Raw genomic sequence first — 26,997 nt, forward strand, 5'->3', positions numbered from 1 at the left:
CCCGTCTTCCGTTCAGCCCCACCGGCCAAGGTGGTTGTCGGCACCGGCCAAGATGGTTGTCGCGCAACATTCGTGGAATTTCATTTTTGATCATCGTGTAAGCCCGCTTCGCCATATTCCCGATGTCGCTGTCCGTCACTATATTCTGCAAGTCTTGGGGCTTATGTGGGCGGTCAGCTTCTCTGTCGCGATCGGAAGTTACACGTTTCTTGCGGCCAGCATTCTGGGTCATGCGGTCCTGATTGCGGCTGCGGCGGTGACGGCAGCCACGTTTGCAGTCGCGGCAAAGCGGCCAAAACTCTTCATGCGCGGAGCGGGACGCCGCCGCGATGGAGAGCATGATTGAGAGTGGATTGTCATCTCAGCCACAGCTTGTCGCTGGGTAAAACCGGCTTCGAAAAGACCGACCCGAAGAACTGCGTCAACCATCCTGATCCCAAGCGTGGTGAGACGCCCATTCCCGGACCGCTTTTGCCGTCATAACTGGAGGTTTCGTTGTGAAAGTCCTGATCATCGGTGCCAGCAAGGGTATTGGGTTGGCAACGACCAAGGCGGCACTGGCCGCTGGATATGATGTACGCGCTTTTGCCAGGTCTGCCGCCGCCATGACCCTGTCCGATCCGCGACTGGAAAAGGTGCAAGGTGATGCAACGCGCCAGCAAGATGTTGAAGCAGCCCTTGCAGGTGTCGATGCCGTGATCCTGACGCTTGGTGTGGGCTTGGGCGAACTCTTCAAACCCGTACATCTGTTTTCCGACGCGACGCGTGTGATTGTCACCGCCATGACAGCTAAATCGGTCAAGCGTCTGTGCGGATTTCGCGGAGAATGGGCGCTGATTTCGCGCGATCGTGGGCACGCGTTTCGCGCCATTCTGGGCAGTCATTTCACGGGATCGTGGGCAGGCTGGCCGACGCTTTCATGGAGTCAGGCTTGAACGATTTGGTCAAGCTTTTTTGTGACGGCGGAGCGCCTGCGCAGGCTTTCACCTGAGAGGGTGAGGCGGTGTGCGTTGTGAACGAGGCGGTCGAGGATGGCATCTGCGAGCGTTGGGTCGCCGATGGCTTCGTGCCACTGGTCAACGGGGAGTTGGCTTGTGACGATGGTGGAAGCGCGGCCGTGGCGGTCTTCGAGGATTTCCAGCAGGTCACGGCGCTCCGGGGCGGTGAGGACGGCGAGGCCCCAATCGTCAATGATCAGCACATCCATGCGGGCGATGGTTTTGAGGATGCGTTCATGGCGGCCATCGCCACGGGCCAGAGCAAGGGCCTCGAACATGCGCGGCGCACGTTGATAGAGGACGGGCCGCCCATCCCGGCACGCCTTGTGGCCAAGGGCGCAGGCGATCCAGCTTTTGCCCAAACCGGTCGGCCCGGTTATCAGCAGGTTCTCGTGCCGGGCGATCCAGCCGCCATCGGCAAGATGCGCCATGACACTGCGGTCAAGACCACGTGGGCTGCGCAGGTCCAGATCCTCGACGCTGGCATCTTGGCGCAGAGCCGCAAACTTGAGCCGGGAGGCCAGTTTCTTGGTGTCGCGCTCTGCAGCCTCGCGGTCGACCAGCAGGCCGAGACGCTCTTCGAACGAGAGGGCGTCGAAGGCGGTTGACCTGCGTTGTTCTTCGAGCGCCGATGCAATGCCGGTCAGGCCGAGCGCCAACAGTCGGTCGTGGGTGGGATGGGTCAGCATTTTAGTCCTTTCTCAATGGTAATAGCTGCCGCCACGAATGTTGGCGTGCTGGAGGGGGGCGACCTCTTCGGAGCCTTCCAGGAAGGCGCGATCGAGGCCGGTCTTGAGGATCGAACGAATGGAGGTGACGGTGCGGGCCCGGATGGTCACACCCCGCTGGCAGGCCGCATCAACGCGCTCCGGCCCATAGGTTTTGACCAAGGCCAGCACACCCAGGCAGGTGCGGAACCCCTGTTCAGGATGGGGGCGGTCAGCCATCACCATCTCGCAAAAGGCGGCGACGGCGGGGCCGGTCTTGGTTGCCTGCGCCAGCATTCTGGCCGGGGTCCATTCGGCAAAGCGACGATGGGCCGATGGCATATGGTCGGCCACGGTGACATGGCTGCGCCGCCCCGGGGTGCGCACGTGGCTCGCAACCCTCTGACCACGATGGAATATCTCGACCGTCTGGCCGCTTGTGCGAACATCGACCTCTTGTTTGATCAGCGCGAAGGGCACGGAATACCATGAGCTGTCGACCTCAACGTGATAGTCGGGTGCCACGCGGGCGCGCTTCCAGCGGGCGAAGACATAAGGTTCGGGCGGTAGGGGCTGAAGATTGGGCCGATCCAAAGTGGCAAACAGATCGGCGCGGCTGGCGCCATAGCCGCGCATCACGCGCATGTTCAACTCGTCCAGCAGCCGCCGGATCGCCACGTTCAACTCGGCCAATGAGAAGAACCGGTGGTTCCGCAGCCGCGCCAGAATCCAGCGTTGTGCCACTTGGACAGCCACTTCCACCTTCGCCTTGTCCCGGGGTTTGCGCGGCCGGGCGGGCAGAACGGCGGTGCCATAATGCGCCGCCATCTCGGCATAGGTCCGGTTCAGCCCCGGATCAAACCGGTCTGCCTTGATCACGGCGGACTTCAGATTGTCCGGAACCACCGCCTTTGGCACGCCGCCCAGAAAGGCGAACATCCGGATATGCGCGAGGATCCAATCTTCCAACCCCTCCGATGCCACCGCCTCGGCATAGGTGTGATTCGATGCCCCCATTGCCGCCACGAACAGCTTCATGGCCCGCGCTTCGCCGGTCGTGGGGTCGATCACGTCGATGGTGTCGCCGGCAAAGTCAACGAACACCTTCTCGCCGCCCACATGTGTCTGGCGCATCGTCGGGCGCACCCGACCCTTCCAAGCCTCGTAATGCGTGCAAAACCAAGTATAGGCAAAACCCCCGGGGTGCGCGGCACGGTATTCTTCCCAGAGCAGCATCCGCGTCACCCCAGGGCGGCGCAACTCGCGGTCAATCTCCGCCCAGTCGGGCACAAGCCGCTCCGCGTCCGGCACCGTGGGCGGGGCTGGAAACAAAAGAAGTTCAAGGCTGTCGTCATCGATCCCCTCCGGCAAGGGCCACGTGAGCCCGGCATGACGCGCCCGTTGGGTGTAGCTTCCGACGCTCCCCTTGCTCAGACCGAGGGAAGCGGCAATGGACCGCTCGCTCAGGCCTTGCCCAAGCTTCAATCGCAAAACATCTCGTATCCGGCGCATGTTCAATCGTCCTGTCGGCATCAAGCCACCCCTTCATTCCTGAAGGCGCAACTATCCTCAATTTGCCGACCAGACCTGCCCGCGATCCCGCGAAATCAGTGCCCAGCTTCACGCGAAATGACTGCCCATGATCCCGTGAAATCGATGCCCACCATCAAGCGAAACACGCAAGCGTCTGATCTGTGTCACCGGTTTCGGGGCTGGCGACAGCCGGGCCAGCATCGGTTTGTTTCAACGCGCGCCGTTTCAGATCGTGTTTGGCCGCGCCTATGACGACAAGACCCGTCAGGAGGACCTGATCAAGCACAGCGGTCTGGACTGGACGATCGCGCGCCCCGGTGTGCTGCTGAACGGCCCGAAATCCAGCCGCTACAAGGTGCTTCGCGATCCATCCTCGTGGCGCAACGGGATCATCTCACGAGCGAGCGTCGCCGACTTCCTTGTGAAACAGATCGAAGATCGTTCGTATCTGCGCGCTGCACCTGTTCTGGCCAATTGACCGCACCTCCTGCAAGGTCAGTCAGGCGAACATCTCATGCGCCAGCTCCAGCGCGTCGATCAGCACGTCAACCTCTGCCGTGGTGTTGTACACCGCGAAAGACGCGCGGCAGGTGGCGGTTAGCCCCAGATGCGCCATCAAGGGGCCAGCGCAATGCTGGCCCGCCCGGACGGCCACGCCTTTCTTGTCGAGAATGGTGGAAATGTCATGCGCGTGGGCCGCACCTTCCATCGAGAACGAGAAGATAGGGGCCTTGTCGGGGGTCGTCCCTTGCACCGTGATCCAGTTCAAGCCGTCAAGACGGGTGCGGGCATAGTCGCGCAGCCGCTGTTCATGCGCCGCGATATTGGCCATGCCCAGCCCCGTCATATAGTCCAGCGCCACACCCAGACCGATGGTCTGCACGATACCGGGGGTGCCTGCCTCAAACTTCATCGGCGCATCGTTGTAGGTGACGTGATCGCGCGTCACTTCACGGATCATGTCGCCACCCCCCATGAAGGGGCGCATCTCGGCCATCCGGTCCCGGCGGACATAGATCGCCCCTGATCCCGACGGGCCATAGAGCTTGTGACCTGTGACTGCGTAGAAATCGCAGCCGAGGTCTTGCACATTGATCGGCATATGGACGGCGGCCTGGCTGCCATCCACCAGCACGGGCACACCATGGGCCTGCGCGCCCGCGCAGATCGCGGCAACATCGACGACGGTGCCAAGCACGTTCGAGCAATGTGTGACCGCGATCAGCCTTGTCCGCGGCGTGATGGCCGCCAGCACCTTTGCGGGGTCTAATGCGCCGGTGCTGTCCACCTCCACCCACTTGATCACCACGCCCTGCCGTTCGCGCAGAAAATGCCACGGCACGATATTGGCGTGATGTTCCATGATGCTGAGGATGATCTCGTCCCCGGCCTTCATGCGCGGCATGGCCCAGCCATAGGCCACCATGTTGATGCCTTCGGTCGCGCCTGAATTGAAGATGATCTCATCCTCGCTGGCCGCGCCCAGAAAGCGCGCGACGATGCCGCGCACCCGCTCATAGTTGTCAGTCGTCAGATTGGACAGGTAATGCAAACCCCGATGCACATTGGCATATTCATACGCATAGGTCTGCGCGATCGCATCAATGACGACCTGCGGCTTTTGGGCCGAAGCACCATTGTCCAGATAAACCAACGGCTTTCCGTTGACCTGACGCGACAGGATCGGGAAATCACCGCGGATTTTCTCAAGATCAAGCATGGCTTGGCGGGCTCCGGGAAACTGTTTCGGCAGGTGTCGTGTGCGGGCAGACGGTCGCCGCAAGGAAGACATCACGCCCGCTCAGGCAAACCACTTGGGTTGTCCGCGTTTGAAGCCGTAAAGTAGCTGGCCGGTTGTCTCGGCAGCCACTTTTACACCTTGGCATCGGCCTCGGTTCACGCACGCACGCCTTTCGCCAACTGATTGGCAAAGTGGTGGTTGGTATCGCGGTGATGGGCCTCGTCCGCGCGCACCACAAGTACCACGTCGCGCAAGCGCGCAGTGGCTGGCAGGTTCCAGTATTTCAGGGCGATCTCGGGTGCGGCCACGTTTTCGACCCGGCCTGCGTCAATCTCTGCCAGATAATGAGTGTAGCTGATCACCGCCTCCTCCTCGAGGTAGCCGACCACGCGGTGCGCTGTCTTGGGGGCCAGTAGATAGAGAAAGAAGTACAGGTTGTAGAACACCGCCTGCGCCACCATGATCAGACCACGCTCGAAGCGGCTGGGCTGGGCGATCTGGATGAATGTCATCAGATGCATGCGCTCGTTATCCGCCTCATCGATCAGTTCCTTAATCCATCCCCGATCGTCGCGAATGTGGCGAATGGCGCTCAGGTGCTGCAGCAGCCCGCCGACCATGCCCGGAACCGCCGCAACCGTTTCAAGCACAACCGCCCGGTGCCCATAGCGTTTGGCAAAGAATCGGTCTGCGAAGAACCGCATCGTCTTGACCACGCGCAGGGCGATGCGGTCTGGGATGCTGTTCGGAACGTGGTGTACGTGCAAGGTCTCAGATTGGAAGTCGTGAGAATGTTTCATTGATTTTCATTTAGCCTCCGGTGAACCGAACATAGGTGGCTTTCATCCGCTTTCAGCAACCTGTCCTGTGGCAAAACAGCCAGATCCTCGGGTATTGCTGCGAAGAAGGACCGCAGCCGTCAGCCCTCCGTGTGATCGCTTGCCGCCTCGCAACCGACAGCTACAAACCCCAAATGGTAAAACGCACCTCTCCATCCGACGCGCAAAAGATTTCGGTTGCCGCCGATCTTGAAGAGCTTGTTCAGGACAAGCGCGAAGGCTGGCGCGCGTCCGGCGCAAAGGCGCGTCGGCGCCAACGGCGTTACAAGGCGCTTTTGACGCAGCAATTGATGAAGGTGGGCACTTCCGCTGATGACGATGAGTCGGCGGATGGGGACGACTGACGGGCAACCACTCCAAATGCCGCAGCGCCTGGGGGGCCACGCGACTATCTTTCAGTTAAACAGGAGTTCTGACCTTGCCAGCATACAGCCAAATCGAATTGAAGGACCTGAAGATCGCCGCGCGCATTGGAACTTACGGGCCCGACGACGTTGTGCCCGAGGCGCATCTGCTTGACCTGACCCTGACCATCCCGTCGGACCTCGTCTTGATTGCGCAGGATGGGATGACGCATGTCTTCGACTATGACCCCTTGATCCGCCAGATCGATGCCCTGGCGCGCGAGCGCCATTATGAAACGCAAGAGCGGCTTATGACACGTATCGCCAATGCCTGCGCCGCCTATCCAGAGATCAAGGCGCTGGATATCTGCCTGCGCAAGCGGCCCGTTCTGGCCGGGTCGGGCAGCCTTGGCGTGCGTCTGATCCTAGATGCCGAGGCATTGTCTGCGCAGCGCCCTGCGGCAGTCTGATCGGCCCATTGCCTGCACCGCATGGTGCCTTGCATCCGCGACGTCAGGGTACAAGCCAAATTCCCGCCCAGCCCGCATGGCGATCAAACCGGGCGCGGCGATGGTGTGGGCCCAGATGCAAGGCATCAATCGTTTGCACCGTCAGCCGCAGAATGGCGAAACTAGCCGGGTCACGCTGCCTTGCGTAATCAAGCGCCTCTGCGATCGGTCGACCCGGTGCGGGCTGGCAGCCGTAGGACTGGCGCGACGCGTCCGGAAGCCGGGCCCATACCACCGCCGCATCCGGGCCGGTCAGGATGGTGGCCGTGGCCTCCAACCGCATCTGCAGGCGCGCGGCCGCGTCCCACACATGCAGCGCGGCAAAGGGAGTACGGCGCAACCCCGCAACCTTGGCTGAATGCAGGTCGGTGTGAATGTCCAGCATTCCTGTGCCTTTGTCCGCAGCGCGCAGAACCACCGTTCTGGCCTGCGGCATGCCATCAGGCGTGACCGTGGCCAAGGTGGGGTGGCGGGTTGGGGCGCGCCGGTCGCGCACACCGCGCACAAGCCGTGCCCAAACCTGCGCGTGGAGGTCGGACAGATCAGCCGCCCATGGGTGCAACTACGAATTCATTTATACACCTCGCGCCGGTCAGAGAATGCCCGAACCCGCCTGCGCCATGCGCGGTAGCTGCTGCTTTTCAGATTCTGCCGCATCAGCGTTTTCACCGCGTCCGGACCAAGCCCATGCAGGTTTCGGATCGCATCAAAACTATCGTGATCGCTTAAAGCCATCTCGATGATTTCACCAAGGGTTGCCGGGTCGAGCATGGAGTGTTTCATAATGCCCGAAGTGCCTCGGTGGTGTTGCAAGTCAAGGTATCACTGTGGCGCTGCAGACAAACGTTTTGGTGGCAACGCGCTAGGTTGCCATTGAAATGCATTGGTTTCGTTCTCTCCAACCGATTGTGGTCGCAGCATTGGATGGGCGTTACATATGTTGGCCGGAGAGGACGAAAACAGCGTGTCAGCGGGAAGATCAGATGCAACATGATTTCGATTTTCGACAAATGCTCCCAGACAATCCGGTTACGCGCTACATTCATTTAACGCGAACGGTCATGCCCAAACTCGCGCTTGGCGAAAAGCGTTACTGGCCCGTCCGGAACGACCATTGCTTTCAACGAATTGTACTGGATACGATCTGCGGAGGGGTCTGGTACGAACATATCGCCCGGCCTGCGCACAAGCACCTAAGTCAATCACAAGCGTTGGCTGCGGTTCAACTTTGCGAACAGATCATCGCAGACGAGATTGACCTTGCGTTGCTGAACCAAAAATCTCTTGCGTGGCGCGGCAAGCTGAGGCTGCCCCATTCATGACGTGCGTCCTGCAACAGCCTCGACCAGAGGCAGCAATCAAGATTCATCTCGGTGTATGGCGCGTTCTTTGAAACGTGCAGATGTCCGGCATCCGCCTTTGTCGGCCACACTTCGAGCAGCCCGCACAGAATAACCAATCCGCCGCCGATCATCTCACGCACAGACAGCGTTTCCCCGGCAAAGATCGCGGCGGTCAGGGCGCCAAAAATCACCTCGAGCATCAGAAAAATACCGACCCGTGCCGGATCGAGCCGAAGGGTTGCCCACATCAGGGCGGCAATCGACAGCCCCCACCACACCCCGCCTGCAGCGAGGACAGTGATCCCGATGCAGACCGCGTCGGTTGCGGCGTTTGTGGGCAGGGACTCTAGGAACGGAGCAAAGGCGAGGGACGTCAGCGTCGCGCCCAAGGCAAACACGACCGCCGCAGGCAGCGGCGGTACGCGGGACTTCAGGCGCATTCCTGCGGTCGCGCCCGCCCAGACCAGCCGCCCGATAAAGGCCATCCATTCGCCCAGACTGCGCGGAACCGGCAAGCCCCCCTCGCCACCCGGCATGATGAACAATCCGGCAAGCCCCACACTAATCGCGATCAGGCGCAGCTTGGGAACCTGCCAGCGCAGGACGAATTTAACGATTAACACGCTCCAGACCGAACCGAAGAACCACAAAAGGACGACATGCGCCACAGGTCAGAACGGCAAATGCCATAGCCACGGCCAAGATCACGCTTGCAGGCCCGACCGCCGTCGCGATTGCCTGCGCAAACGTCAGACAGTGCCATCACCCCGGATCAATGACATGCGCAATCTGGGTGATTGCTGCGCGCCTGCGTACTGTAATAGCGGATGGCGCGGCTTTTATGTCGCGGCCTTGTCCACATTGTCCGGCACGCTGGTGATGCCGACCCATTACACCGGAAAGGTTCGTTAAACGCAAAATGCCTCCACTTTTTGCAGAAAATCCAGTGCAGCCCGACAGGGACAATCGCCGTGCGCTGCGGGTAAGGTAAGATATCATCGAAAAAGGAAGCAGTAGGCGCACCTCTAACATCCAACCGATGGAAATTGGCAGCTTTGATCTGGCGCGCGGAATATCGGCATGACCCTTTGCCCCGGCGGGCAGGAGCCTATGGCAATTGGCAGACCCTCACACCACGATCTGGCCGTCGACTTGCAGCACCTGCGGCAGTGGAAAGCCGATATCATGATCTCGTTGACCGAGCCCGATGTGATGGCCCGCCTGAATGTGGCGGATAGCCACGGTCTGCCTTTGTGGCAGATGGGCCTGCTTGCGATTTTCTGCTACTCCTTCGGGACGCAAACGTGGCCCGATACCTGCGCGGGCGACGTGTCTTTGAACAATCGCTCCATCGCCTGTCATAGCCATATGTCGCAGCATGCCCTGCCGCCCTTTACTTTCGCAAATTGGGCGTTTTAGCTGGCAAAGGCGACCGTGCAATCTTTCCACGGCCACGCAACAGAAAAGAGACCTGCATGACCAACCCGAACATTGTTCTGATCGATCGCCATCCGGGCCGCTCTACCCAGACCATCGGCCTCGCGCGCGAAATCGGCACCGACCCGGCGCTGATCCACGAACCTTCTGTTGGCGTGGTTGGCACCAAAGGCGACAGTCAGTGCTATCTTGGCGTCATGGCCAAGGTCGAGGCAATTCACCGTGCCCTCAAGGACCGCATCGGCACCCGGCCGGGGCAGTTGAAGTTGCGCCTTGTGCAGCCTGAATACACGATTGCGACCTCGGACGGCATCCGCAATGGCACGCCGGAGATGCGCTATTCGCTGATCGGGCGCGAGGTGACGCAAGATGCCTTGTGCGAACACTTCAGTGCAACCGGTCTGGCCGGTACGATTGCTGTCGTTGCTTGTGACAAACCGCCTGTCGGCACACTCGCGGCCATGCTGGAGCATAACCTGCCGTCCATCATCATGTCGGATGGTCCGATCCACCCCGGAACCGACCCCAAGACCGGCGAAAAGCTGGACATCGTCAGCGCCTTTCAGGTCGCCGGGCACCCGGACGCCGAATACCGCGAGCACATCGCCTTTCATGCCTGCCCGGGCATCGGCAGTTGCGGCGGCATGTTCACCTACAACACCATGCAAACGTTCATCGGCGTGCTGGGGATGCAGCCGTTGCACATGGTTGCACCGCCGTCGGACGATCCGCGCCGTCTGAACGAGTTCCCCGCGGAATTGGTCACGCTGCTTGCGCAGATGATCGAAAATGACCTCAAACCCCGCGATATCGTCATGCGCGACAGCCTGCGAAACGCCACGATTGTCGCCATGGCCATCGGCGGCTCTACCAATGCGATGTTGCACGCGCCCGAGATCGCCCGTGCTGCAGGCTTTGCCGATTTCTGGAAAGAGATCATCACGCCACAAGAGTTCAATCACCTTTCAGAGCATGTCGTGCCGGTGCTTACCAACGCGCGGCCCTACGGGCAGTATTCCATGGTCGATATCGACCGGGCGGGCGGTGTGCAGGTCATCGTGCGCGAATTGCTCGACGCGGGTCTGCTCAACGGCGATGTGCTGACCTGCACCGGAGAGACGCTGGCCGAACAGGTGGCGCGCCTTTGCGCGAAGCCTGCCGATGGCAAGGTCATCTATTCCGTCGAGACGCCTTACAAACCGACCGGCGGTCTGCGCATGCTTGGCGGCAACCTTTCGCCAGAGTTTTCGGCCATCCTGAAGCTTGCAGGCGTCGAAGGCGGGCTTGAAAACAACCTGTTTCGCGGCCGTGCGCGCGTGTTCGATGGTCAGCAGGCACTGATAGATATGCTGGATAAGGCGCCAGACACTTTCGAGAACAATGACATGATCGTCGTGCGTTACGAGGGGCCCAGCGGCGCACCGGGCATGCCGGAAATGCTTGACCCCACCGCGCGCATCACCACCCTGTGCCGCGAGCGCGGCATCGTCATCGCCCTGATGACCGACGCGCGCTTTTCTGGTGGCTCGATCGGCCTTGTGATCGGCCATGTCGGGCCGGAGGCGGCGCTTGGCGGCCCTATTGCGTTTGTCGAGAATGGCGACGAGATTGTGGTGGATCTGAACACCAACGAAATCAACTGCACGGCTCTTGATGATGCCGACGTTCTTGCGGCCCGCACGGTGGCCTGGGTCCAGCAGGTCGCAGACAACGGCGGCTTCCACCCAAGCGCAGGCCTTGCCGATACGCGTCTTTTGCAACGCGCGCGGCACATGGCCGTTCCGGCAAGGCGTGGCGCGGGTCTGCACCCTAACCGTGAAGTCTGGGTGCGCAGCCCGCGAGAGGCGACCCCCTCAGGCTTTGCACCGCGTAACAAATTCCGTCCTGGGACCGGAAAGGGGTCTTGATCCGTGACACCCCTTGGCGCGCATTCAGATCAGGAGGCCAATGAACCTGTCATCGCGGGTGCAGCGTCTTTGTTCTATCCAAAGCGACCCTGCGTCAGCACCTCGGACAAAAGCGGGTTGGGAAAGCGACGCGCTGCGGTTACGGCTTGAAATGTCTCGGTGACATCGTCAAGCCGTGCCGCCTCAACCAGCAGACCTGCCGCCAGTTCGTCTTGCACCACGATTGGCGGGATGACCGCGAGCCCCGCATTTTCGCGGGCAAGCAAGCGCAGCATCGCCATGTCTTCGACCTCGGCGGCAATCATTGGTACGATGCCCAGACGGTTGGTAAGGGCGTCGAACGCCGCACGCAGCGCCGTCTCGGGCGGAGGCAGGATCAACGGTTCCTGCAACAACAATTCCTGCATCGTCCGGGGGACTTGGCCAAGGCGTGCAGACGTTCCGATCAGACTGACGCGCTGTTCAGCCAGCCGGTGCACCAGCCACGGCGTTGTCGCGTCGCGCGGCGGGGCAAGATTGGTCAGCACAACGTCAAAAGCCAAAGACTCCAACCCGCGCAACAGTTCCGCCTGACTGCCCGACCGCAGCACGACCTCCACATCGGACCGTCCGATCAACGGGCGAACGAACTGCATCTGGAAATTGCGCGACAGCGTAGCAAGCGCCCCCACCCGCAAGGCCCGCCGCCCCCTGCCGGTTTCGCGCAGGGTCGCGGTCAGATCGTCAGCGGTGCGAAAGATCGCTTCGGCATGGTCAAGTGCGATGCGCCCGGCCTCGGTCATGATCAGGCCACGGCCGCGGCGTTCAAACAGATCATGGCCCAGCGACTTCTCAAGCGCTTTGATCTGGGTGGACAATGCCGATTGCGACAGGTTCAGCGCCCGTGCGGCGCCAGTCAGCGTGCCATCCGATGCCACAGCACGGAAAAGGCGCAGGTGATGCAGATTCAAGGATGCCATTGTTCTACCATACAGAACGTTTCGCCAGATAATATGTAATTTTCTTTGCGAAACGCAATCGCTATCCCGATCAAACCTGTCGCACACCGGAGAATGCTATGTCTTTCCTTCCGCCCTTGATCGTTTTTGCTCCAATCCTTTTACTGGCCGTGGCCAGCTTTGCTTTGTTTATACCCGGCCGCCGTCCTGGCGCGTTGACACGTCTGGCCGAGGGAGCGGCGCTTTGCGTTCTGGCGTTGGCAATCGCAAGCGTAGTGCAACTGATCGCCTATGGCCCGGTCGCGGTGGAGTTCTTTGGCGGGCCTGCGCTGATCGCCTTCCGCCTTGATGCGATAAGTGCCTCGATGGCGCTGCTCGTCGCCTTTGTTGGCTGGGTGGTTGTGCGCTATGGCCGGACCTATCTGGACGGCGAGGCGCGTGAGGGCACGTATCACGGGCTGATGCTGGCCACGCTGGCCGCTGTGCTGACGCTGGTGCAGGCGGGCAGTCTGGCGGTGCTGGTGCTGGCCTTTGTCGCCATCGGTCTGGGGCTGCGCCAGTTGTTGCTGTTCTACCCCGAACGTGCGTGTTTCGCTTGATGGTGGGCATCGATTTCACGGGATCATGGGCAGTCATTTCGCGTGAAGCTGGGCACTGATTTCGCGGGATCGCGGGCAGGTCTGGTCGGCAAATTGAGGATAGTTGCGCCTTCAGGAATGAAGGGGTGGCTTGATGCCGACAGGACGATTGAACATGCGCCGGATACGAGATGTTTTGCGATTGAAGCTTGGGCAAGGCCTGAGCGAGCGGTCCATTGCCGCTTCCCTCGGTCTGAGCAAGGGGAGCGTCGGAAGCTACACCCAACGGGCGCGTCATGCCGGGCTCACGTGGCCCTTGCCGGAGGGGATCGATGACGACAGCCTTGAACTTCTTTTGTTTCCAGCCCCGCCCACGGTGCCGGACGCGGAGCGGCTTGTGCCCGACTGGGCGGAGATTGACCGCGAGTTGCGCCGCCCTGGGGTGACGCGGATGCTGCTCTGGGAAGAATACCGTGCCGCGCACCCCGGGGGTTTTGCCTATACTTGGTTTTGCACGCATTACGAGGCTTGGAAGGGTCGGGTGCGCCCGACGATGCGCCAGACACATGTGGGCGGCGAGAAGGTGTTCGTCGACTTTGCCGGCGACACCATCGACGTGATCGACCCCACGACCGGCGAAGCGCGGGCCATGAAGCTGTTCGTGGCGGCAATGGGGGCATCGAATCACACCTATGCCGAGGCGGTGGCATCGGAGGGGTTGGAAGATTGGATCCTCGCGCATATCCGGATGTTCGCCTTTCTGGGCGGCGTGCCAAAGGCGGTGGTTCCGGACAATCTGAAGTCCGCCGTGATCAAGGCAGACCGGTTTGATCCGGGGCTGAACCGGACCTATGCCGAGATGGCGGCGCATTATGGCACCGCCGTTCTGCCCGCCCGGCCGCGCAAACCCCGGGACAAGGCGAAGGTGGAAGTGGCTGTCCAAGTGGCACAACGCTGGATTCTGGCGCGGCTGCGGAACCACCGGTTCTTCTCATTGGCCGAGTTGAACGTGGCGATCCGGCGGCTGCTGGACGAGTTGAACATGCGCGTGATGCGCGGCTATGGCGCCAGCCGCGCCGATCTGTTTGCCACTTTGGATCGGCCCAATCTTCAGCCCCTACCGCCCGAACCTTATGTCTTCGCCCGCTGGAAGCGCGCCCGCGTGGCACCCGACTATCACGTTGAGGTCGACAGCTCATGGTATTCCGTGCCCTTCGCGCTGATCAAACAAGAGGTCGATGTTCGCACAAGCGGCCAGACGGTCGAGATATTCCATCGTGGTCAGAGGGTTGCGAGCCACGTGCGCACCCCGGGGCGGCGCAGCCATGTCACCGTGGCCGACCATATGCCATCGGCCCATCGTCGCTTTGCCGAATGGACCCCGGCCAGAATGCTGGCGCAGGCAACCAAGACCGGCCCCGCCGTCGCCGCCTTTTGCGAGATGGTGATGGCTGACCGCCCCCATCCTGAACAGGGGTTCCGCACCTGCCTGGGTGTGCTGGCCTTGGTCAAAACCTATGGGCCGGAGCGCGTTGATGCGGCCTGCCAGCGGGGTGTGACCATCCGGGCCCGCACCGTCACCTCCATTCGTTCGATCCTCAAGACCGGCCTCGATCGCGCCTTCCTGGAAGGCTCCGAAGAGGTCGCCCCCCTCCAGCACGCCAACATTCGTGGCGGCAGCTATTACCATTGAGAAAGGACTAAAATGCTGACCCATCCCACCCACGACCGACTGTTGGCGCTCGGCCTGACCGGCATTGCATCGGCGCTCGAAGAACAACGCAGGTCAACCGCCTTCGACGCCCTCTCGTTCGAAGAGCGTCTCGGCCTGCTGGTCGACCGCGAGGCTGCAGAGCGCGACACCAAGAAACTGGCCTCCCGGCTCAAGTTTGCGGCTCTGCGCCAAGATGCCAGCGTCGAGGATCTGGACCTGCGCAGCCCACGTGGTCTTGACCGCAGTGTCATGGCGCATCTTGCCGATGGCGGCTGGATCGCCCGGCACGAGAACCTGCTGATAACCGGGCCGACCGGTTTGGGCAAAAGCTGGATCGCCTGCGCCCTTGGCCACAAGGCGTGCCGGGATGGGCGGCCCGTCCTCTATCAACGTGCGCCGCGCATGTTCGAGGCCCTTGCTCTGGCCCGTGGCGATGGCCGCCATGAACGCATCCTCAAAACCATCGCCCGCATGGATGTGCTGATCATTGACGATTGGGGCCTCGCCGTCCTCACCGCCCCGGAGCGCCGTGACCTGCTGGAAATCCTCGAAGACCGCCACGGCCGCGCTTCCACCATCGTCACAAGCCAACTCCCCGTTGACCAGTGGCACGAAGCCATCGGCGACCCAACGCTCGCAGATGCCATCCTCGACCGCCTCGTTCACAACGCACACCGCCTCACCCTCTCAGGTGAAAGCCTGCGCAGGCGCTCCGCCGTCACAAAAAAGCTTGACCAAATCGTTCAAGCCTGACTCCATGAAAGCGTCGGCCAGCCTGCCCACGATCCCGTGAAATGACTGCCCAGAATGGCGCGAAACGCGTGCCCACGATCGCGCGAAATCAGCGCCCATTCTCCGCGAAATCCGCACCGAACGGGCCGAAGCGCGGCGGGCGGCGGCAAAGTTCACCTTGGTCTGGGGGGCGGGCGATGCAGTGCTGGTGTTGGCGGCTGTGCTGCTGTGGACTGCGTTCGGTACTGCAGACATTGCCGCGCTGTCGCAGGCTGCTACGGGCGGTCTGCCTTTGTCGGCTCAAGTTGCCGTGGCGCTGCTGGTGCTGGTGGCGGCGCTCAAGACCGCGACGTTCCCGCTGCATGGCTGGCTGACCGAGGTCATGGAGGCACCAACGCCGGTATCTGCACTGCTGCATGCGGGGATCATCAACGGCGGCGGGTTCCTGTTGATCCGCATGTCCGATCTGATGCAGGCCAGCCCCGGTGCGATGGCGGCGTTGGTGATGCTGGGCGGGCTGACCGCGCTGTTTGGCGCTACAGTGATGCTGACGCAAAGTGCGGTAAAGACTGCGCTGGCCTGGTCCACAGTTGCGCAGATGGGGTTCATGCTGCTGCAATGCGGGATGGGACTCTGGGCGCTGGCGCTGCTGCATATCATGGCGCATTCCCTGTACAAGGCGCATGCGTTCCTCGCCTCGGGAGGTGCTGTCAGGGCGGTGGCCGAGGTGCATCGGCCCGGTCCGGTCGCCGTACCGGGTATCGGCGCAGTGGCGCGGGCCTTTGTACTGGCACTGGTGCTTTATGCGGTCGTGGCAGTGGGCTTCGGGCTGGTGGCCGGGCCAAAGTCGGCGCAGGCGCTGGCGCTGGGCGTGATCCTGATCTTTGGTGTGGCATATCTGGTGGCCCAGGGGCTGGCTGATTCCGCACCGCGCGCGCTGACACAGCGCACGGCGGTGGCCTCGCTGGTGGCAGCGGTGGCGTACTTCGGCTTTCAGGTGGTCGCGGCGGCGCTTTGGGGCCCCTATCTGCCTTTCCCGCCAGTGCCCGGGCCGCTGGAATGGGCGCTGATCGTGTTGGCGCTGATGTCCTTTGGTTTGGTTGCGGTGGCACAGGCGCTGTTCCCACACTGGGCACATCATCCGGCCGCAGCGGGCCTGCGCGTGCACCTTGCCAATGGCCTGTACCTTAACGCGGTGCTTGATCGGATGATCGGCGGCTTTCGCGCCACCAAATCCCTCTGCCCCCCCCTTTTTTCTTTCGGAGACCAAGATGTTCCTCAAGCATATCCAGATCGCTCCGGCCCGCCTTGCAGGTCTTGTAAGCGCCGCCGAGGCTGCGGCCCGCGCCATCCCGCCCGCTTTTCCGCTGGATGCAACGGTCGCGGTCAACCCCTTCCTGGGCCAGTCCGGCGAGGATCTGGCTACCGCAAGCGCACGGCTGGCCCGTGTGGCTGGGGTCAAGATAACCCGCCCGCGCGCCGACTATGCGGCGCAGGTGCGGGTGGGCAGTATCAGTGACGACGATCTGGCTGTGGCGCTGATCGCTTGCCAGTCGCCCATAAAGCCTGTTGACTTGGCGCGGCTCAAGGCATCGCTGACCGCGACCAGTGCCGCGCCCCGGATGCTGCCGACGGTGGCCGATCTGGCCGCAAGTGCCACCGGCACCGACTGGCCTTCGGTCATCGCGCGCAGCTTTGGCCTTTGGGCGGCCGGGCATTTCGACCGGGGTCAGGCGCTGTGGTCGCCAGCGCCGATGCTTGGGGCCTTTGCCGCCTGGCGTGCTTGGGCGTCACATGACCTGACGCCCGAGATTGCAGGGCTGACGGGCTTTTGCGCCCACGTCGCCGGGTCCGACGATGCGCCGGAGCGTGTCATCCTGCGCGCAGCCGACCGGCTGGGTCTGACGAATGCAGCGGCCGAGACCGCCTTTCACAGGATGCTGATGGATCTGGGCGGCTGGTCACAGCACGCCCGCTGGCTGCTATGGGAGGCCGAGCTGAAGGGCCAATCCGACATGACAATCATTGATCTCTTGGCCATTCGCCTTCTTTGGGAAGAGGCGCTGCTTTCGCATGTGCCGCAGGTTGCGGCGGACTGGGCAGTAGCGGTTGCGGCACATGCCACGCCCGTGCAGCCTTCGCCGGACGAATTGATTGACGCGATCCTGCAAGAGGCCACCGAGCGGGCCCATCAGCGCAAGCTTGACGCCGCTCTGTCCGGGCCACGGGCCACGACGGGCCGCCCTGCACTGCAAGCCGCCTTCTGCATTGATGTGCGGTCAGAGGTGTTCCGCCGCGCGCTGGAAAACCAAAGCCCGGACATTGAGACCATCGGCTTTGCAGGCTTTTTCGGCCTGCCCCTGCAACACAGGGCACATGGCACCGAAGAGTTGCAAATCCACCTTCCTGTCCTGTTGAACCCCGGTATGACCTCCACCGGCCATGCCGCACCCGAGGTTGAACATGCTACCCGCATCGCTGCCCGCACGACCCGCGCCTGGGGCCGGTTCCGGCAAGCGGCCGTTTCGTCCTTTGCCTTTGTCGAGGCGGCGGGACCGGCCTATAGCTGGAAACTGGTGCGCAGCGCGCTTGCGTTGCCACCCGGTCACCAGCCCCCCGAACCCGCGCCGCGCGTCGAGGGCGGGCTAAGCGCCGAGGCCAAGGCCGCGACCGGGGCCGCCGTGCTGAAGGCGATGAGCATGACCACGAACCACGCACGGCTTGTCCTGCTGCTGGGTCATGGCGGCCAGGTGACCAACAACCCGCATGAAAGTGCGTATCACTGCGGTGCCTGTGCCGGGCAGACGGGCGAGGTGTCAGCCCGGCTACTGGCCCAATTGCTGAACGACCCCGAGACGCGGGCGGGTTTGCCAGCGCAAGGCATTGATTTGGCACAAGACACGGTGTTTCTGGCGGGGCTGCACGACACGACAACAGACCGGATCGCGCTGTTTCGCGACGACGCAGCGCCTGCACACACGGCGGATATCGTGCAGGCCGAAGACTGGCTTGCCCATGCCGGGGCCCTTGCGCGGTCTGAACGCGCGTTGCGTCTGCCGGGGGCCACGGCCAAGTCGATCGGCCAGCGGGCGTTGAACTGGGCCGAGGTGCGCCCTGAATGGGGACTGGCAGGTTGTGCCGCCTTCATCGCGGCGCCGCGTCCGGCCACAGCCGGGGCCGATCTGGGAGGTCGCGCGTTCCTGCACAACTATGACTGGCAGGCCGACACGGGATTTGGCACGTTGGAACTCATCCTGACCGCACCGGTGGTCGTGGCCAGCTGGATCAGCCTGCAATACTATGGATCATCGGTTGCACCCGAGGCGTTCGGTGGTGGTAACAAGCTGATCCACAACGTGGTGGGCGGCATCGGCGTGGTGCAAGGCAACGGCGGCAAGCTGCGCCCCGGCCTGCCTTGGCAAACGGTGCATGACGGCGCGGAACTGGCTCACGAACCGTTGCGGCTGTCGGTCCTGATCGAAGCCCCGCGCGAGGCGATCATCGACGTGCTGGCCCGCCATGACGGGGTGCGTGCGCTGTTCGACAACGGCTGGCTCCATCTGTTCGTCCTGCACAAGGGTCAGATTGCGGCCCGATATCAAACTGGTCTGGTCTGGGACGACAAGGAATATCAGCGCCGTGCAGCATGACACTGCCTGATCGCGCCGCCCTTGGCACCATGCACGGCAAAGCGGCGGCAATCGCGCCACCGCTGGCCCGTCTTGGCATCACGCTGGTGGTTCCCGAGGGGCTGGATACCGACCGGTTCGGCACCTTCACCGCCGAGACCCCGCGCACGGGCACGATGGAGGATGCCGCCCGCGGCAAGGCCCGTGCAGCCATCGCAGCCACCGGACTACCCGTTGGGATCGCCAGTGAAGGCGCTTATGGGCCACATCCGTTCATCCCCTTTCTGCCCATCGGCCGCGAGGTGCTGTTGTGGTACAATCAGGAAACCGGGCATGAGGTGATCGAAAGGCTGATCGACGAGGCGCCGTGTTACGATCATGTAACTGTCTGTTCAGCCAACGAGGCGACTGCTTTTCTGACGAGCATAGGTTTCCCACGAACTGCGGTCATCGTAGCGCCGACCGGCCCAGGTGCGCCACCTTTGGCCAAGGGTTTGCAGGACCGCGATGCTGTTGACGACGCAATTGCGCGCGCAGCTCACCTGTCGGCGCAGGCTGGCGCATTCCTGCAGACCGACATGCGCGCCCATCTGAACCCCCGCCGGATGGAAACCATCGGCCGTCTCGCCGAACGCCTTGCCGCGCGGCTGGCAACGGCATGCCCAAACTGCGCAGCGCCCGGGTGGGGGCTGTTGCGGGTGGAAACCGGCCTGCCCTGTGCCTGGTGCGACGGTCCGACGCTGCTGGTCAAGGCCGAGATCCACGGCTGCACGCTTTGCGGACAACAAGATGTTCACCCCCGCGTCAACGGACCGAGCGTGGCCGACCCGGGCCAATGTCCAACCTGCAACCCGTGATCGTAAAGTTGCGTTGAAACCACGGCGGCGGAAAAAGATTGCAGGTTTTTAACCTACCCCTGACCTGCCCTCATGACGAAAACTTGATTCATTGATGATCGTCGTTTCCGGTTTGAGCAAGCGTGCCGGGTGCGGAGCCATGAGATTGCTTAAGACGCCCGGCGCACTTTTGCCGGAGCAACTTCCCTCGTTTTGTTGACCTATTGTTGACCTGGAATTTGGAACGCAAAAAGCCGCCCGGAGGGCGGCTGCTAACGTCTTGTAATAATTCTGGATTTTGGTTGCGGGGTGCGTGTTTCGCTTGATGGTGGGCATCGATTTCACGGGATCATGGGCAGTCATTTCGCGTGAAGCTGGGCACTGATTTCGCGGGATCGCGGGCAGGTCTGGTCGGCAAATTGAGGATAGTTGCGCCTTCAGGAATGAAGGGGTGGCTTGATGCCGACAGGACGATTGAACATGCGCCGGATACGAGATGTTTTGCGATTGAAGCTTGGGCAAGGCCTGAGCGAGCGGTCCATTGCCGCTTCCCTCGGTCTGAGCAAGGGGAGCGTCGGAAGCTACACCCAACGGGCGCGTCATGCCGGGCTCACGTGGCCCTTGCCGGAGGGGATCGATGACGACAGCCTTGAACTTCTTTTGTTTCCAGCCCCGCCCACGGTGCCGGACGCGGAGCGGCTTGTGCCCGACTGGGCGGAGATTGACCGCGAGTTGCGCCGCCCTGGGGTGACGCGGATGCTGCTCTGGGAAGAATACCGTGCCGCGCACCCCGGGGGTTTTGCCTATACTTGGTTTTGCACGCATTACGAGGCTTGGAAGGGTCGGGTGCGCCCGACGATGCGCCAGACACATGTGGGCGGCGAGAAGGTGTTCGTTGACTTTGCCGGCGACACCATCGACGTGATCGACCCCACGACCGGCGAAGCGCGGGCCATGAAGCTGTTCGTGGCGGCAATGGGGGCATCGAATCACACCTATGCCGAGGCGGTGGCATCGGAGGGGTTGGAAGATTGGATCCTCGCGCATATCCGGATGTTCGCCTTTCTGGGCGGCGTGCCAAAGGCGGTGGTTCCGGACAATCTGAAGTCCGCCGTGATCAAGGCAGACCGGTTTGATCCGGGGCTGAACCGGACCTATGCCGAGATGGCGGCGCATTATGGCACCGCCGTTCTGCCCGCCCGGCCGCGCAAACCCCGGGACAAGGCGAAGGTGGAAGTGGCTGTCCAAGTGGCACAACGCTGGATTCTGGCGCGGCTGCGGAACCACCGGTTCTTCTCATTGGCCGAGTTGAACGTGGCGATCCGGCGGCTGCTGGACGAGTTGAACATGCGCGTGATGCGCGGCTATGGCGCCAGCCGCGCCGATCTGTTTGCCACTTTGGATCGGCCCAATCTTCAGCCCCTACCGCCCGAACCTTATGTCTTCGCCCGCTGGAAGCGCGCCCGCGTGGCACCCGACTATCACGTTGAGGTCGACAGCTCATGGTATTCCGTGCCCTTCGCGCTGATCAAACAAGAGGTCGATGTTCGCACAAGCGGCCAGACGGTCGAGATATTCCATCGTGGTCAGAGGGTTGCGAGCCACGTGCGCACCCCGGGGCGGCGCAGCCATGTCACCGTGGCCGACCATATGCCATCGGCCCATCGTCGCTTTGCCGAATGGACCCCGGCCAGAATGCTGGCGCAGGCAACCAAGACCGGCCCCGCCGTCGCCGCCTTTTGCGAGATGGTGATGGCTGACCGCCCCCATCCTGAACAGGGGTTCCGCACCTGCCTGGGTGTGCTGGCCTTGGTCAAAACCTATGGGCCGGAGCGCGTTGATGCGGCCTGCCAGCGGGGTGTGACCATCCGGGCCCGCACCGTCACCTCCATTCGTTCGATCCTCAAGACCGGCCTCGATCGCGCCTTCCTGGAAGGCTCCGAAGAGGTCGCCCCCCTCCAGCACGCCAACATTCGTGGCGGCAGCTATTACCATTGAGAAAGGACTAAAATGCTGACCCATCCCACCCACGACCGACTGTTGGCGCTCGGCCTGACCGGCATTGCATCGGCGCTCGAAGAACAACGCAGGTCAACCGCCTTCGACGCCCTCTCGTTCGAAGAGCGTCTCGGCCTGCTGGTCGACCGCGAGGCTGCAGAGCGCGACACCAAGAAACTGGCCTCCCGGCTCAAGTTTGCGGCTCTGCGCCAAGATGCCAGCGTCGAGGATCTGGACCTGCGCAGCCCACGTGGTCTTGACCGCAGTGTCATGGCGCATCTTGCCGATGGCGGCTGGATCGCCCGGCACGAGAACCTGCTGATAACCGGGCCGACCGGTTTGGGCAAAAGCTGGATCGCCTGCGCCCTTGGCCACAAGGCGTGCCGGGATGGGCGGCCCGTCCTCTATCAACGTGCGCCGCGCATGTTCGAGGCCCTTGCTCTGGCCCGTGGCGATGGCCGCCATGAACGCATCCTCAAAACCATCGCCCGCATGGATGTGCTGATCATTGACGATTGGGGCCTCGCCGTCCTCACCGCCCCGGAGCGCCGTGACCTGCTGGAAATCCTCGAAGACCGCCACGGCCGCGCTTCCACCATCGTCACAAGCCAACTCCCCGTTGACCAGTGGCACGAAGCCATCGGCGACCCAACGCTCGCAGATGCCATCCTCGACCGCCTCGTTCACAACGCACACCGCCTCACCCTCTCAGGTGAAAGCCTGCGCAGGCGCTCCGCCGTCACAAAAAAGCTTGACCAAATCGTTCAAGCCTGACTCCATGAAAGCGTCGGCCAGCCTGCCCACGATCCCGTGAAATGACTGCCCAGAATGGCGCGAAACGCGTGCCCACGATCGCGCGAAATCAGCGCCCATTCTCCGCGAAATCCGCATGCGGGGACAGGATTTGAACCTGTGACCTTCAGGTTATGAGCCTATAATTCAAGAATTTCAATAACCCAACAATAACAGCTACTTAGGCGATAAGCCTTTGATTTCACAAAATTTCAGGTCTGACATTGAGCAACATTGATGTGTTTTCACCCTCAAAACCCGTCGAAAAAAGACGTACGCGCGTTGACATAGCGTTGACATGAAACTTTCCCAGCAAACATGATTATAATCATTTTCCTCAGCCACACTCCAATCAAAACCACGGTTCCCACCAACATTCTGTCTTCCCCGAACCTGCCGCCCGCGCCAAACGAAGCAAACGGCCCGCGACAGCCTCTCGCGACGGTCGAACTGATGCCCCCGCAAAAGAATCCCATAGCCCAAGAAGGGCGGATTGCGGACCTTCGCTGCGGTGGCAATCCGATCACCCAGAAAAAATGGAAGCCGACCTTCAGGGCGGACTATGATCGAGCTTTCTTCTGCATTGCCGCATGACGGCTCCGAGCCTAGGCTTGCATTCGCAGGATCGCTCCTTCGCTGCGAGGGCTTTTGGCCGGAGTTAGCCCAGAGCCGGCGGTCGTGCATGGCGCGGCACGCCGGGCAGCTCAGACGAGAGGGACGAAACGCGGACTTGGCAGTCGACGCATTGACTGCGCGACATGCTGCGGCAAATAATCTGGTCAGTCTGCCGGGGGAACTTATGTATTATTACATCGATGAAAGCGGAAACACAGGGCTGCATCTATTCGACCCTGCCCAGCCACTGCTCTATTATGGGGTTCTCGGAGCCCGCGCCAATCTGGACGTGATTGCTGCCCCACTGTTACGAACACTTAGAAAAGAGCTTGGCGTAAAGCGAATCCACGCCAATGAACTTGGCGTTGCAAAGCTGACGACAATTGCTGAACGGCTCGAGAAATTTAGCAAGAAGAATGATCTTCGGTTTTCGATCTTTACGGTCGACAAGAAAGATCATGCAATCATTAGCTATTTCGACCAAGTCTTCGACGCAGGCTTGAACGAGGCAGTTGCGTGGAATCACTATTGGACTCCGTTGCGTTACCCCTTGCTCTTCAAAGTTGCCTATCTATTCGATGAGGAAATTGCGAAAACGGCGTGGAAGGCAAGGCTGGAGAAAAACTCTGCGCGTTGTGCTTCGATGCTTCAAGGCGTCCACAGGCAACTACTTGCAAACATCAGCAGGTTACCCGATGCCCGCTCACGGGAAATTATAGATGGTGCCATACGCTGGGCAGATGCAAACCCCGATGAGATAAGCTACGGCGTGGGTAACTACGACACCTCATTACAGATCTCCCCGAACTTAGTCGGCTTCCAATCGGTCCTCTACGGGGTCGGCACAGAGTCAAATGCCATGGGGCAGAAAGTGCATAAGATAACCGTCGACCGTCAGACGGAGTTTAACAAGGCGCAAGCGGAGCTGGCAGGAATATACCAAAAGCTGCGCGGCCATAAATCCAGCCTTGGTCCGGGCATGCCCGAGTTTGATTATTCGACGCTCCCCGAGACTCCACCTGAATACAAGCCTGGCGATGAGAGTGCGGGCCTCGAACTCGTCGATGTCACGCTTTGGACCGCGAAGAGGATGCGCGAGGACAAATCCGTGTCGAACGAGCTGAAAAGCCTCTTCTTTCGGCAAGCACGGCGCGGACATACCGACGAGGTGTCACTTGCTGCACTTGATCGCCGCTGGCGGTTCCTGGCCGACCTCCCGCTGCCGGGACCAGAGAATCCTATATCGCCGGAGCTCCAAGCCGTCGTCAATGAGATGGAACGCAAGCGCCGAGCGGCGGTAGCGTCCCTTAGATGAAGCGAGAGGTCCGCCTGTGGGAGCGGACCCTCGTCATCGGTTAAGGCCGTTGTAAGTTTAATACCAGCAATTCGAGCGAAATGACGACCGTCCTGGTCGTTCAACCCCAAAACCGGGGTGTGTCCGTTTCTTCAAGGATGTGACTAAGGCGGTCTTCTGTGCTTCAAACTCAGTCAAAGCGCCAGAACAGAGCTCATCTTGATCCAAATCCAAAACGCCTCCGTTTAAAAGGCTTGCGTTCAAGCGTCGGCAAAGTCGACCAGCGTCGGTGACGCCCGACTCTGAAACCTGCTTAACCGCCGCCGGTTGTGTCGCGAAGGTGGTGGAAATTTGAAGGTGGCGTAATCTCCGGGTGAACCAAACCCACCCAATCGGCGGCTGCAACCGCCAAGGAGATCACGCCATGACGAAGAATACAGACACCAGCATGCTTGCGCTACTGGCCAATGAAGTGGGCTATGATCCGATCGAGGATCGGCTGCGGCAGAATATCCGTGCGACCATCGAGGCGCTGTTCGAGGAGGAGCTTTCCGCCTTCATCGGTCGCTGTCGCTATGGCCGGGGCGGTGCCACGAAGAAGGGTTACCGCAACGGACACCGCGAGCGCCAGCTCGTGGGCACCTTTGGCACCGAAACGGTCAGCGTGCCGCGCGCCCGGATCGAGAACGAAGAGGGCAAGATCACCGAATGGCGCTCCAAGGCGCTGCCGCGCTATCAACGGCTGACGAAGAAGGCAGAAGCCCTGATCGCCTCGGTCTATCTGGCCGGAACGAACACACGGCGGGTCAAACGCGCGCTCTACGGCCTGTTTCAGGGGGCAGTCGGCAAGGACGTGGTCAGCCGGGCCTGGCGCAAGGTGAAGGTGGACTGGGACGCGTGGTGCGCCCGCAATCTGGCCGATGAAGATATCGTCCGTCTCATTCTGGACGGCACCGTCATCAAGACCCGACTCGACCGCAAGGCCACGAACATCTCGGTGCTGGCGGCCATCGGTGTGCGCCGGGATGGCCAGAAGGTTCTGTTATCCATCATGAATATGGGGGGAGAGAGCAAGGCCGCCTGGGGCCAGTTCCTCGCCGATCTCGATGCGCGCGGGCTGAAGCGGCCCGAGTTCGTCATCATCGACGGCGCCCCTGGTCTTGAGGCCGCACTTGTCGCGCTCTGGGGCGAGGACTTGGCCGTCCAGCGCTGCACGGTCCACAAGCATCGCAACCTGCTCGGCCATGCCCCGAAGACAATGCACGACGAGCTGACCGAGGACTACCGCGACATGATCTACGCCGACACCGCGGTCGAGGTCGAGAAACGCCGCAAGGCATTCCTGCGCAAATGGCGGCTGAAATGCAAGGCCGTCGCCGACAGCCTCGAGGAGGCAGGCGACCGGCTGTTCACCTTCACGCGGCTCGACCCGTCACAATGGAAATCGGCGCGGACAACGAACGCGATCGAGCGGCTGAACGAGGAATTCCGCCGCCGCGTCAAGACCCAGACCGTGCTGCCCTGCGCCGAAACCGTGCCGATGCTACTCTGGGCCCTGATGGCCTCCGGCCAGATCCAGATGCGCAAGGTCGATGGCTGGGAAACCCTAGATCAACCCATCGAACCAATCATCCTTGACCTCGTCGCCTGATCAGGTCCAAATCCCATTGCTCGGAGATCGTCGCCAGAGAATTTCCACCACATTCGAGACACGACCATGCCGCCTTGAGGTCGAACAGTGGTGTTGCGATGATGTGCTCTGCGATGAAGTTTGCATTTTCACTTCGTCGATCCCAATCAACCAATTCATACACTCGCCAAAGATATTCTACGAACCGATCAATGAGCGCAACCGCCAGCTCATGTGAGATGTTCGTTGGGATTTTGAACACCTTCCCTAATCCATAAGCTTTGAATAGCTTTCTGGCGGTCTCAACGATCAAGTTCTCTTCCCGGGTCTCGAAGTCATTGTGATTAGGCCAAAAAACGCTGGTACCAGTATCTGCCAGCTTGAAAACAAAGCCTGTGCCTATGCCCGCTTGCACTGACTGGCAGCCCGGTTCTGACAATATAACATTTCCAAGGTGTGGGTCGCCATGAACGGTCCCCGAGCGGTGCAAAATGCCAAGGGCCTCAGAGTAACGACCCCAAAAACGCATTCGGGCTCGTAAGTCGGGATCCTTTTTCAGCCATTCCTTGCCGGTCACTCCTTCGACCAGTTCCATCACGGCATAGGGTGTGTCACCAGCATAGTCGAAGCGGTATGTTGAAACTATCAACGGGTGCTGAAACTGTGCGATTTTGGAAATTTCGTCTCTTGAGCGCTCCAAGCCATTCAGGTTCCAAACCTTGATAGCGACGTCTCGTCTGAGTAGAGTGTCAGTGGCCCTGAAAACCGTCCCATTCGCGCCGCTACCAAGCTTTTCCACAAGCGCAAACCCATCAATAAGCATCTCGCTGCCATCAATGGATACTCGTCCGTTTCGGATCTGCGAAATGGGGCGTAATTTCAT

The 26,997-nt window shown here is 61.3% G+C and carries 25 protein-coding genes, 1 tRNA gene and 1 pseudogene; 17 read left to right on the plus strand and 10 right to left on the minus strand.

Annotation, left to right across the window (positions count from 1 at the left end; genetic code table 11):
• Positions 1 to 52: 52 nt before the first annotated feature.
• Both RNZ50_08295 and RNZ50_08300 read left to right on the plus strand, forming a co-directional pair.
• Entirely contained in the window at positions 53 to 346 is a 294-nt protein-coding gene (locus tag RNZ50_08295; protein ID MDT8855017.1) for a hypothetical protein, read from the plus strand.
• 151 nt (positions 347 to 497) lie between these two features.
• Positions 498 to 935, plus strand: coding sequence for an SDR family NAD(P)-dependent oxidoreductase (locus RNZ50_08300; GenBank protein MDT8855018.1), 438 nt, complete (start codon positions 498 to 500; stop codon positions 933 to 935).
• Here RNZ50_08300 and istB (RNZ50_08305) read toward each other — a convergent pair.
• The gene (istB, locus tag RNZ50_08305; protein MDT8855019.1) at positions 926 to 1,687 is read right to left on the minus strand and encodes an IS21-like element helper ATPase IstB; all 762 of its coding nucleotides are present in this window, start codon (positions 1,685 to 1,687) and stop codon (positions 926 to 928) included. The genes RNZ50_08300 and istB (RNZ50_08305) overlap by 10 nt on opposite strands.
• A 12-nt stretch (positions 1,688 to 1,699) precedes the next feature.
• The gene (istA, locus tag RNZ50_08310; protein ID MDT8855020.1) at positions 1,700 to 3,238 is read right to left on the minus strand and encodes an IS21 family transposase; all 1,539 of its coding nucleotides are present in this window, start codon (positions 3,236 to 3,238) and stop codon (positions 1,700 to 1,702) included.
• Between the two features lie 157 nt (positions 3,239 to 3,395).
• Here istA (RNZ50_08310) and RNZ50_08315 point away from each other — a divergent pair, with 157 nt between their 5' ends.
• Positions 3,396 to 3,716 (plus strand): NAD(P)-binding oxidoreductase, encoded by a 321-nt coding sequence (locus RNZ50_08315; protein ID MDT8855021.1) that lies wholly within the window; start codon positions 3,396 to 3,398, stop codon positions 3,714 to 3,716.
• Positions 3,717 to 3,737: 21 nt separating this feature from the next.
• Here RNZ50_08315 and RNZ50_08320 read toward each other — a convergent pair whose 3' ends face one another.
• Both RNZ50_08320 and RNZ50_08325 read right to left on the minus strand, forming a co-directional pair.
• The gene (locus RNZ50_08320) at positions 3,738 to 4,958 is read right to left on the minus strand and encodes a cysteine desulfurase (protein MDT8855022.1); all 1,221 of its coding nucleotides are present in this window, start codon (positions 4,956 to 4,958) and stop codon (positions 3,738 to 3,740) included.
• A gap of 176 nt (positions 4,959 to 5,134) precedes the next feature.
• The gene (locus tag RNZ50_08325; protein MDT8855023.1) at positions 5,135 to 5,779 is read right to left on the minus strand and encodes an alternative oxidase; all 645 of its coding nucleotides are present in this window, start codon (positions 5,777 to 5,779) and stop codon (positions 5,135 to 5,137) included.
• A gap of 35 nt (positions 5,780 to 5,814) precedes the next feature.
• On the opposite strand from RNZ50_08325, the gene RNZ50_08330 reads away from it, so the two are divergent.
• Together RNZ50_08330 and RNZ50_08335 are read left to right on the plus strand one after the other, a co-directional pair.
• The gene (locus tag RNZ50_08330; protein MDT8855024.1) at positions 5,815 to 6,162 is read left to right on the plus strand and encodes a hypothetical protein; all 348 of its coding nucleotides are present in this window, start codon (positions 5,815 to 5,817) and stop codon (positions 6,160 to 6,162) included.
• A 74-nt stretch (positions 6,163 to 6,236) separates the two neighbouring features.
• Positions 6,237 to 6,632 (plus strand): dihydroneopterin aldolase, encoded by a 396-nt coding sequence (locus tag RNZ50_08335; GenBank protein ID MDT8855025.1) that lies wholly within the window; start codon positions 6,237 to 6,239, stop codon positions 6,630 to 6,632.
• 43 nt (positions 6,633 to 6,675) lie between these two features.
• Here the strand turns inward: RNZ50_08335 and RNZ50_08340 are convergent, their stop codons facing one another.
• The 3 genes from RNZ50_08340 to RNZ50_08350 all read right to left on the minus strand — a co-directional run bounded on the left by RNZ50_08340 (position 6,676) and on the right by RNZ50_08350 (position 8,682).
• A complete protein-coding gene (locus RNZ50_08340; protein MDT8855026.1) occupies positions 6,676 to 7,176 on the minus strand; it encodes a pyridoxamine 5'-phosphate oxidase family protein in 501 nt (166 codons plus the stop codon).
• 65 nt (positions 7,177 to 7,241) lie between these two features.
• Positions 7,242 to 7,442, minus strand: a complete 201-nt coding sequence (locus tag RNZ50_08345) for a DUF2805 domain-containing protein (protein ID MDT8855027.1) — start codon at positions 7,440 to 7,442, stop codon at positions 7,242 to 7,244.
• A 451-nt stretch (positions 7,443 to 7,893) separates the two neighbouring features.
• Positions 7,894 to 8,682 (minus strand): DMT family transporter, encoded by a 789-nt coding sequence (locus RNZ50_08350; protein ID MDT8855028.1) that lies wholly within the window; start codon positions 8,680 to 8,682, stop codon positions 7,894 to 7,896.
• Between the two features lie 412 nt (positions 8,683 to 9,094).
• Between RNZ50_08350 and RNZ50_08355 the strand changes: the two genes are divergently transcribed.
• Together RNZ50_08355 and RNZ50_08360 are read left to right on the plus strand one after the other, a co-directional pair.
• Positions 9,095 to 9,433, plus strand: a complete 339-nt coding sequence (locus RNZ50_08355) for a hypothetical protein (protein MDT8855029.1) — start codon at positions 9,095 to 9,097, stop codon at positions 9,431 to 9,433.
• Between the two features lie 56 nt (positions 9,434 to 9,489).
• Positions 9,490 to 11,358, plus strand: coding sequence for a dihydroxy-acid dehydratase (locus RNZ50_08360; GenBank protein MDT8855030.1), 1,869 nt, complete (start codon positions 9,490 to 9,492; stop codon positions 11,356 to 11,358).
• Between the two features lie 74 nt (positions 11,359 to 11,432).
• Here the strand turns inward: RNZ50_08360 and RNZ50_08365 are convergent, their stop codons facing one another.
• The gene (locus tag RNZ50_08365; protein MDT8855031.1) at positions 11,433 to 12,317 is read right to left on the minus strand and encodes a LysR family transcriptional regulator; all 885 of its coding nucleotides are present in this window, start codon (positions 12,315 to 12,317) and stop codon (positions 11,433 to 11,435) included.
• A 236-nt stretch (positions 12,318 to 12,553) separates the two neighbouring features.
• On the opposite strand from RNZ50_08365, the gene RNZ50_08370 reads away from it, so the two are divergent.
• The 8 genes and pseudogenes from RNZ50_08370 (at position 12,554) to istB (RNZ50_08405) (ending at position 22,557) form a co-directional block, all read left to right on the plus strand.
• Positions 12,554 to 12,895, plus strand: a complete 342-nt coding sequence (locus RNZ50_08370; protein MDT8855032.1) for a hypothetical protein — start codon at positions 12,554 to 12,556, stop codon at positions 12,893 to 12,895.
• 133 nt (positions 12,896 to 13,028) lie between these two features.
• Positions 13,029 to 14,567, plus strand: coding sequence for an IS21 family transposase (gene istA, locus RNZ50_08375; protein MDT8855033.1), 1,539 nt, complete (start codon positions 13,029 to 13,031; stop codon positions 14,565 to 14,567).
• Positions 14,568 to 14,579: 12 nt separating this feature from the next.
• Positions 14,580 to 15,341: an IS21-like element helper ATPase IstB gene (gene istB / locus RNZ50_08380; GenBank protein MDT8855034.1), complete on the plus strand. Its 762-nt coding sequence runs from the start codon at positions 14,580 to 14,582 to the stop codon at positions 15,339 to 15,341.
• A 118-nt stretch (positions 15,342 to 15,459) separates the two neighbouring features.
• Positions 15,460 to 16,542, plus strand: a pseudogene (locus RNZ50_08385) (proton-conducting transporter membrane subunit).
• 49 nt (positions 16,543 to 16,591) lie between these two features.
• Positions 16,592 to 18,970, plus strand: a complete 2,379-nt coding sequence (locus RNZ50_08390; protein ID MDT8855035.1) for a DUF2309 domain-containing protein — start codon at positions 16,592 to 16,594, stop codon at positions 18,968 to 18,970.
• On the plus strand, positions 18,967 to 19,806 hold the full coding sequence (locus RNZ50_08395) for a hypothetical protein (protein MDT8855036.1): 840 nt from the start codon (positions 18,967 to 18,969) through the stop codon (positions 19,804 to 19,806). Before RNZ50_08390 ends, RNZ50_08395 begins: the two co-directional genes overlap by 4 nt.
• A 438-nt stretch (positions 19,807 to 20,244) precedes the next feature.
• Positions 20,245 to 21,783 carry an IS21 family transposase gene (istA, locus tag RNZ50_08400; GenBank protein MDT8855037.1) on the plus strand — a complete coding sequence of 513 codons (1,539 nt, stop codon included), beginning with the start codon at positions 20,245 to 20,247 and terminating at the stop codon, positions 21,781 to 21,783.
• Between the two features lie 12 nt (positions 21,784 to 21,795).
• Positions 21,796 to 22,557 (plus strand): IS21-like element helper ATPase IstB, encoded by a 762-nt coding sequence (gene istB, locus RNZ50_08405; GenBank protein MDT8855038.1) that lies wholly within the window; start codon positions 21,796 to 21,798, stop codon positions 22,555 to 22,557.
• A gap of 115 nt (positions 22,558 to 22,672) precedes the next feature.
• Here istB (RNZ50_08405) and RNZ50_08410 read toward each other — a convergent pair.
• Positions 22,673 to 22,745: transfer RNA gene (locus tag RNZ50_08410), tRNA-Met, on the minus strand.
• 560 nt (positions 22,746 to 23,305) lie between these two features.
• Between RNZ50_08410 and RNZ50_08415 the strand changes: the two genes are divergently transcribed.
• Positions 23,306 to 24,505, plus strand: a complete 1,200-nt coding sequence (locus RNZ50_08415; GenBank protein ID MDT8855039.1) for a DUF3800 domain-containing protein — start codon at positions 23,306 to 23,308, stop codon at positions 24,503 to 24,505.
• Between the two features lie 403 nt (positions 24,506 to 24,908).
• The gene (locus RNZ50_08420; protein ID MDT8855040.1) at positions 24,909 to 26,135 is read left to right on the plus strand and encodes an IS256 family transposase; all 1,227 of its coding nucleotides are present in this window, start codon (positions 24,909 to 24,911) and stop codon (positions 26,133 to 26,135) included.
• Here RNZ50_08420 and RNZ50_08425 read toward each other — a convergent pair.
• Positions 26,113 to 26,997, minus strand: coding sequence for a protein kinase (locus RNZ50_08425; protein ID MDT8855041.1), 885 nt, complete (start codon positions 26,995 to 26,997; stop codon positions 26,113 to 26,115). The two genes, RNZ50_08420 and RNZ50_08425, sit on opposite strands and share 23 nt — an antisense overlap.

This window comes from Paracoccaceae bacterium Fryx2, from assembly GCA_032334235.1.
Lineage (GTDB): Bacteria > Pseudomonadota > Alphaproteobacteria > Rhodobacterales > Rhodobacteraceae > JAVSGI01.

Bases quoted from the DNA above. Each gene is read 5' to 3' on its own strand.
- RNZ50_08325 (MDT8855023.1), bottom strand. From the start codon at position 5,779: ATGAAACATTCTCACGACTTCCAATCTGAGACCTTGCACGTACACCAC.
- RNZ50_08360 (MDT8855030.1), top strand. From the start codon at position 9,490: ATGACCAACCCGAACATTGTTCTGATCGATCGCCATCCGGGCCGCTCT.
- RNZ50_08390 (MDT8855035.1), top strand. From the start codon at position 16,592: ATGTTCCTCAAGCATATCCAGATCGCTCCGGCCCGCCTTGCAGGTCTT.
- istA (MDT8855033.1), top strand. From the start codon at position 13,029: ATGCCGACAGGACGATTGAACATGCGCCGGATACGAGATGTTTTGCGA.
- istA (MDT8855020.1), bottom strand. From the start codon at position 3,238: ATGCCGACAGGACGATTGAACATGCGCCGGATACGAGATGTTTTGCGA.
- RNZ50_08355 (MDT8855029.1), top strand. From the start codon at position 9,095: ATGACCCTTTGCCCCGGCGGGCAGGAGCCTATGGCAATTGGCAGACCC.
- RNZ50_08420 (MDT8855040.1), top strand. From the start codon at position 24,909: ATGACGAAGAATACAGACACCAGCATGCTTGCGCTACTGGCCAATGAA.
- RNZ50_08425 (MDT8855041.1), bottom strand. From the start codon at position 26,997: ATGAAATTACGCCCCATTTCGCAGATCCGAAACGGACGAGTATCCATT.
- istB (MDT8855019.1), bottom strand. From the start codon at position 1,687: ATGCTGACCCATCCCACCCACGACCGACTGTTGGCGCTCGGCCTGACC.
- istB (MDT8855034.1), top strand. From the start codon at position 14,580: ATGCTGACCCATCCCACCCACGACCGACTGTTGGCGCTCGGCCTGACC.
- RNZ50_08320 (MDT8855022.1), bottom strand. From the start codon at position 4,958: ATGCTTGATCTTGAGAAAATCCGCGGTGATTTCCCGATCCTGTCGCGT.
- RNZ50_08345 (MDT8855027.1), bottom strand. From the start codon at position 7,442: ATGCTCGACCCGGCAACCCTTGGTGAAATCATCGAGATGGCTTTAAGC.
- RNZ50_08365 (MDT8855031.1), bottom strand. From the start codon at position 12,317: ATGGCATCCTTGAATCTGCATCACCTGCGCCTTTTCCGTGCTGTGGCA.
- istA (MDT8855037.1), top strand. From the start codon at position 20,245: ATGCCGACAGGACGATTGAACATGCGCCGGATACGAGATGTTTTGCGA.
- RNZ50_08295 (MDT8855017.1), top strand. From the start codon at position 53: ATGGTTGTCGCGCAACATTCGTGGAATTTCATTTTTGATCATCGTGTA.
- istB (MDT8855038.1), top strand. From the start codon at position 21,796: ATGCTGACCCATCCCACCCACGACCGACTGTTGGCGCTCGGCCTGACC.
- RNZ50_08395 (MDT8855036.1), top strand. From the start codon at position 18,967: ATGACACTGCCTGATCGCGCCGCCCTTGGCACCATGCACGGCAAAGCG.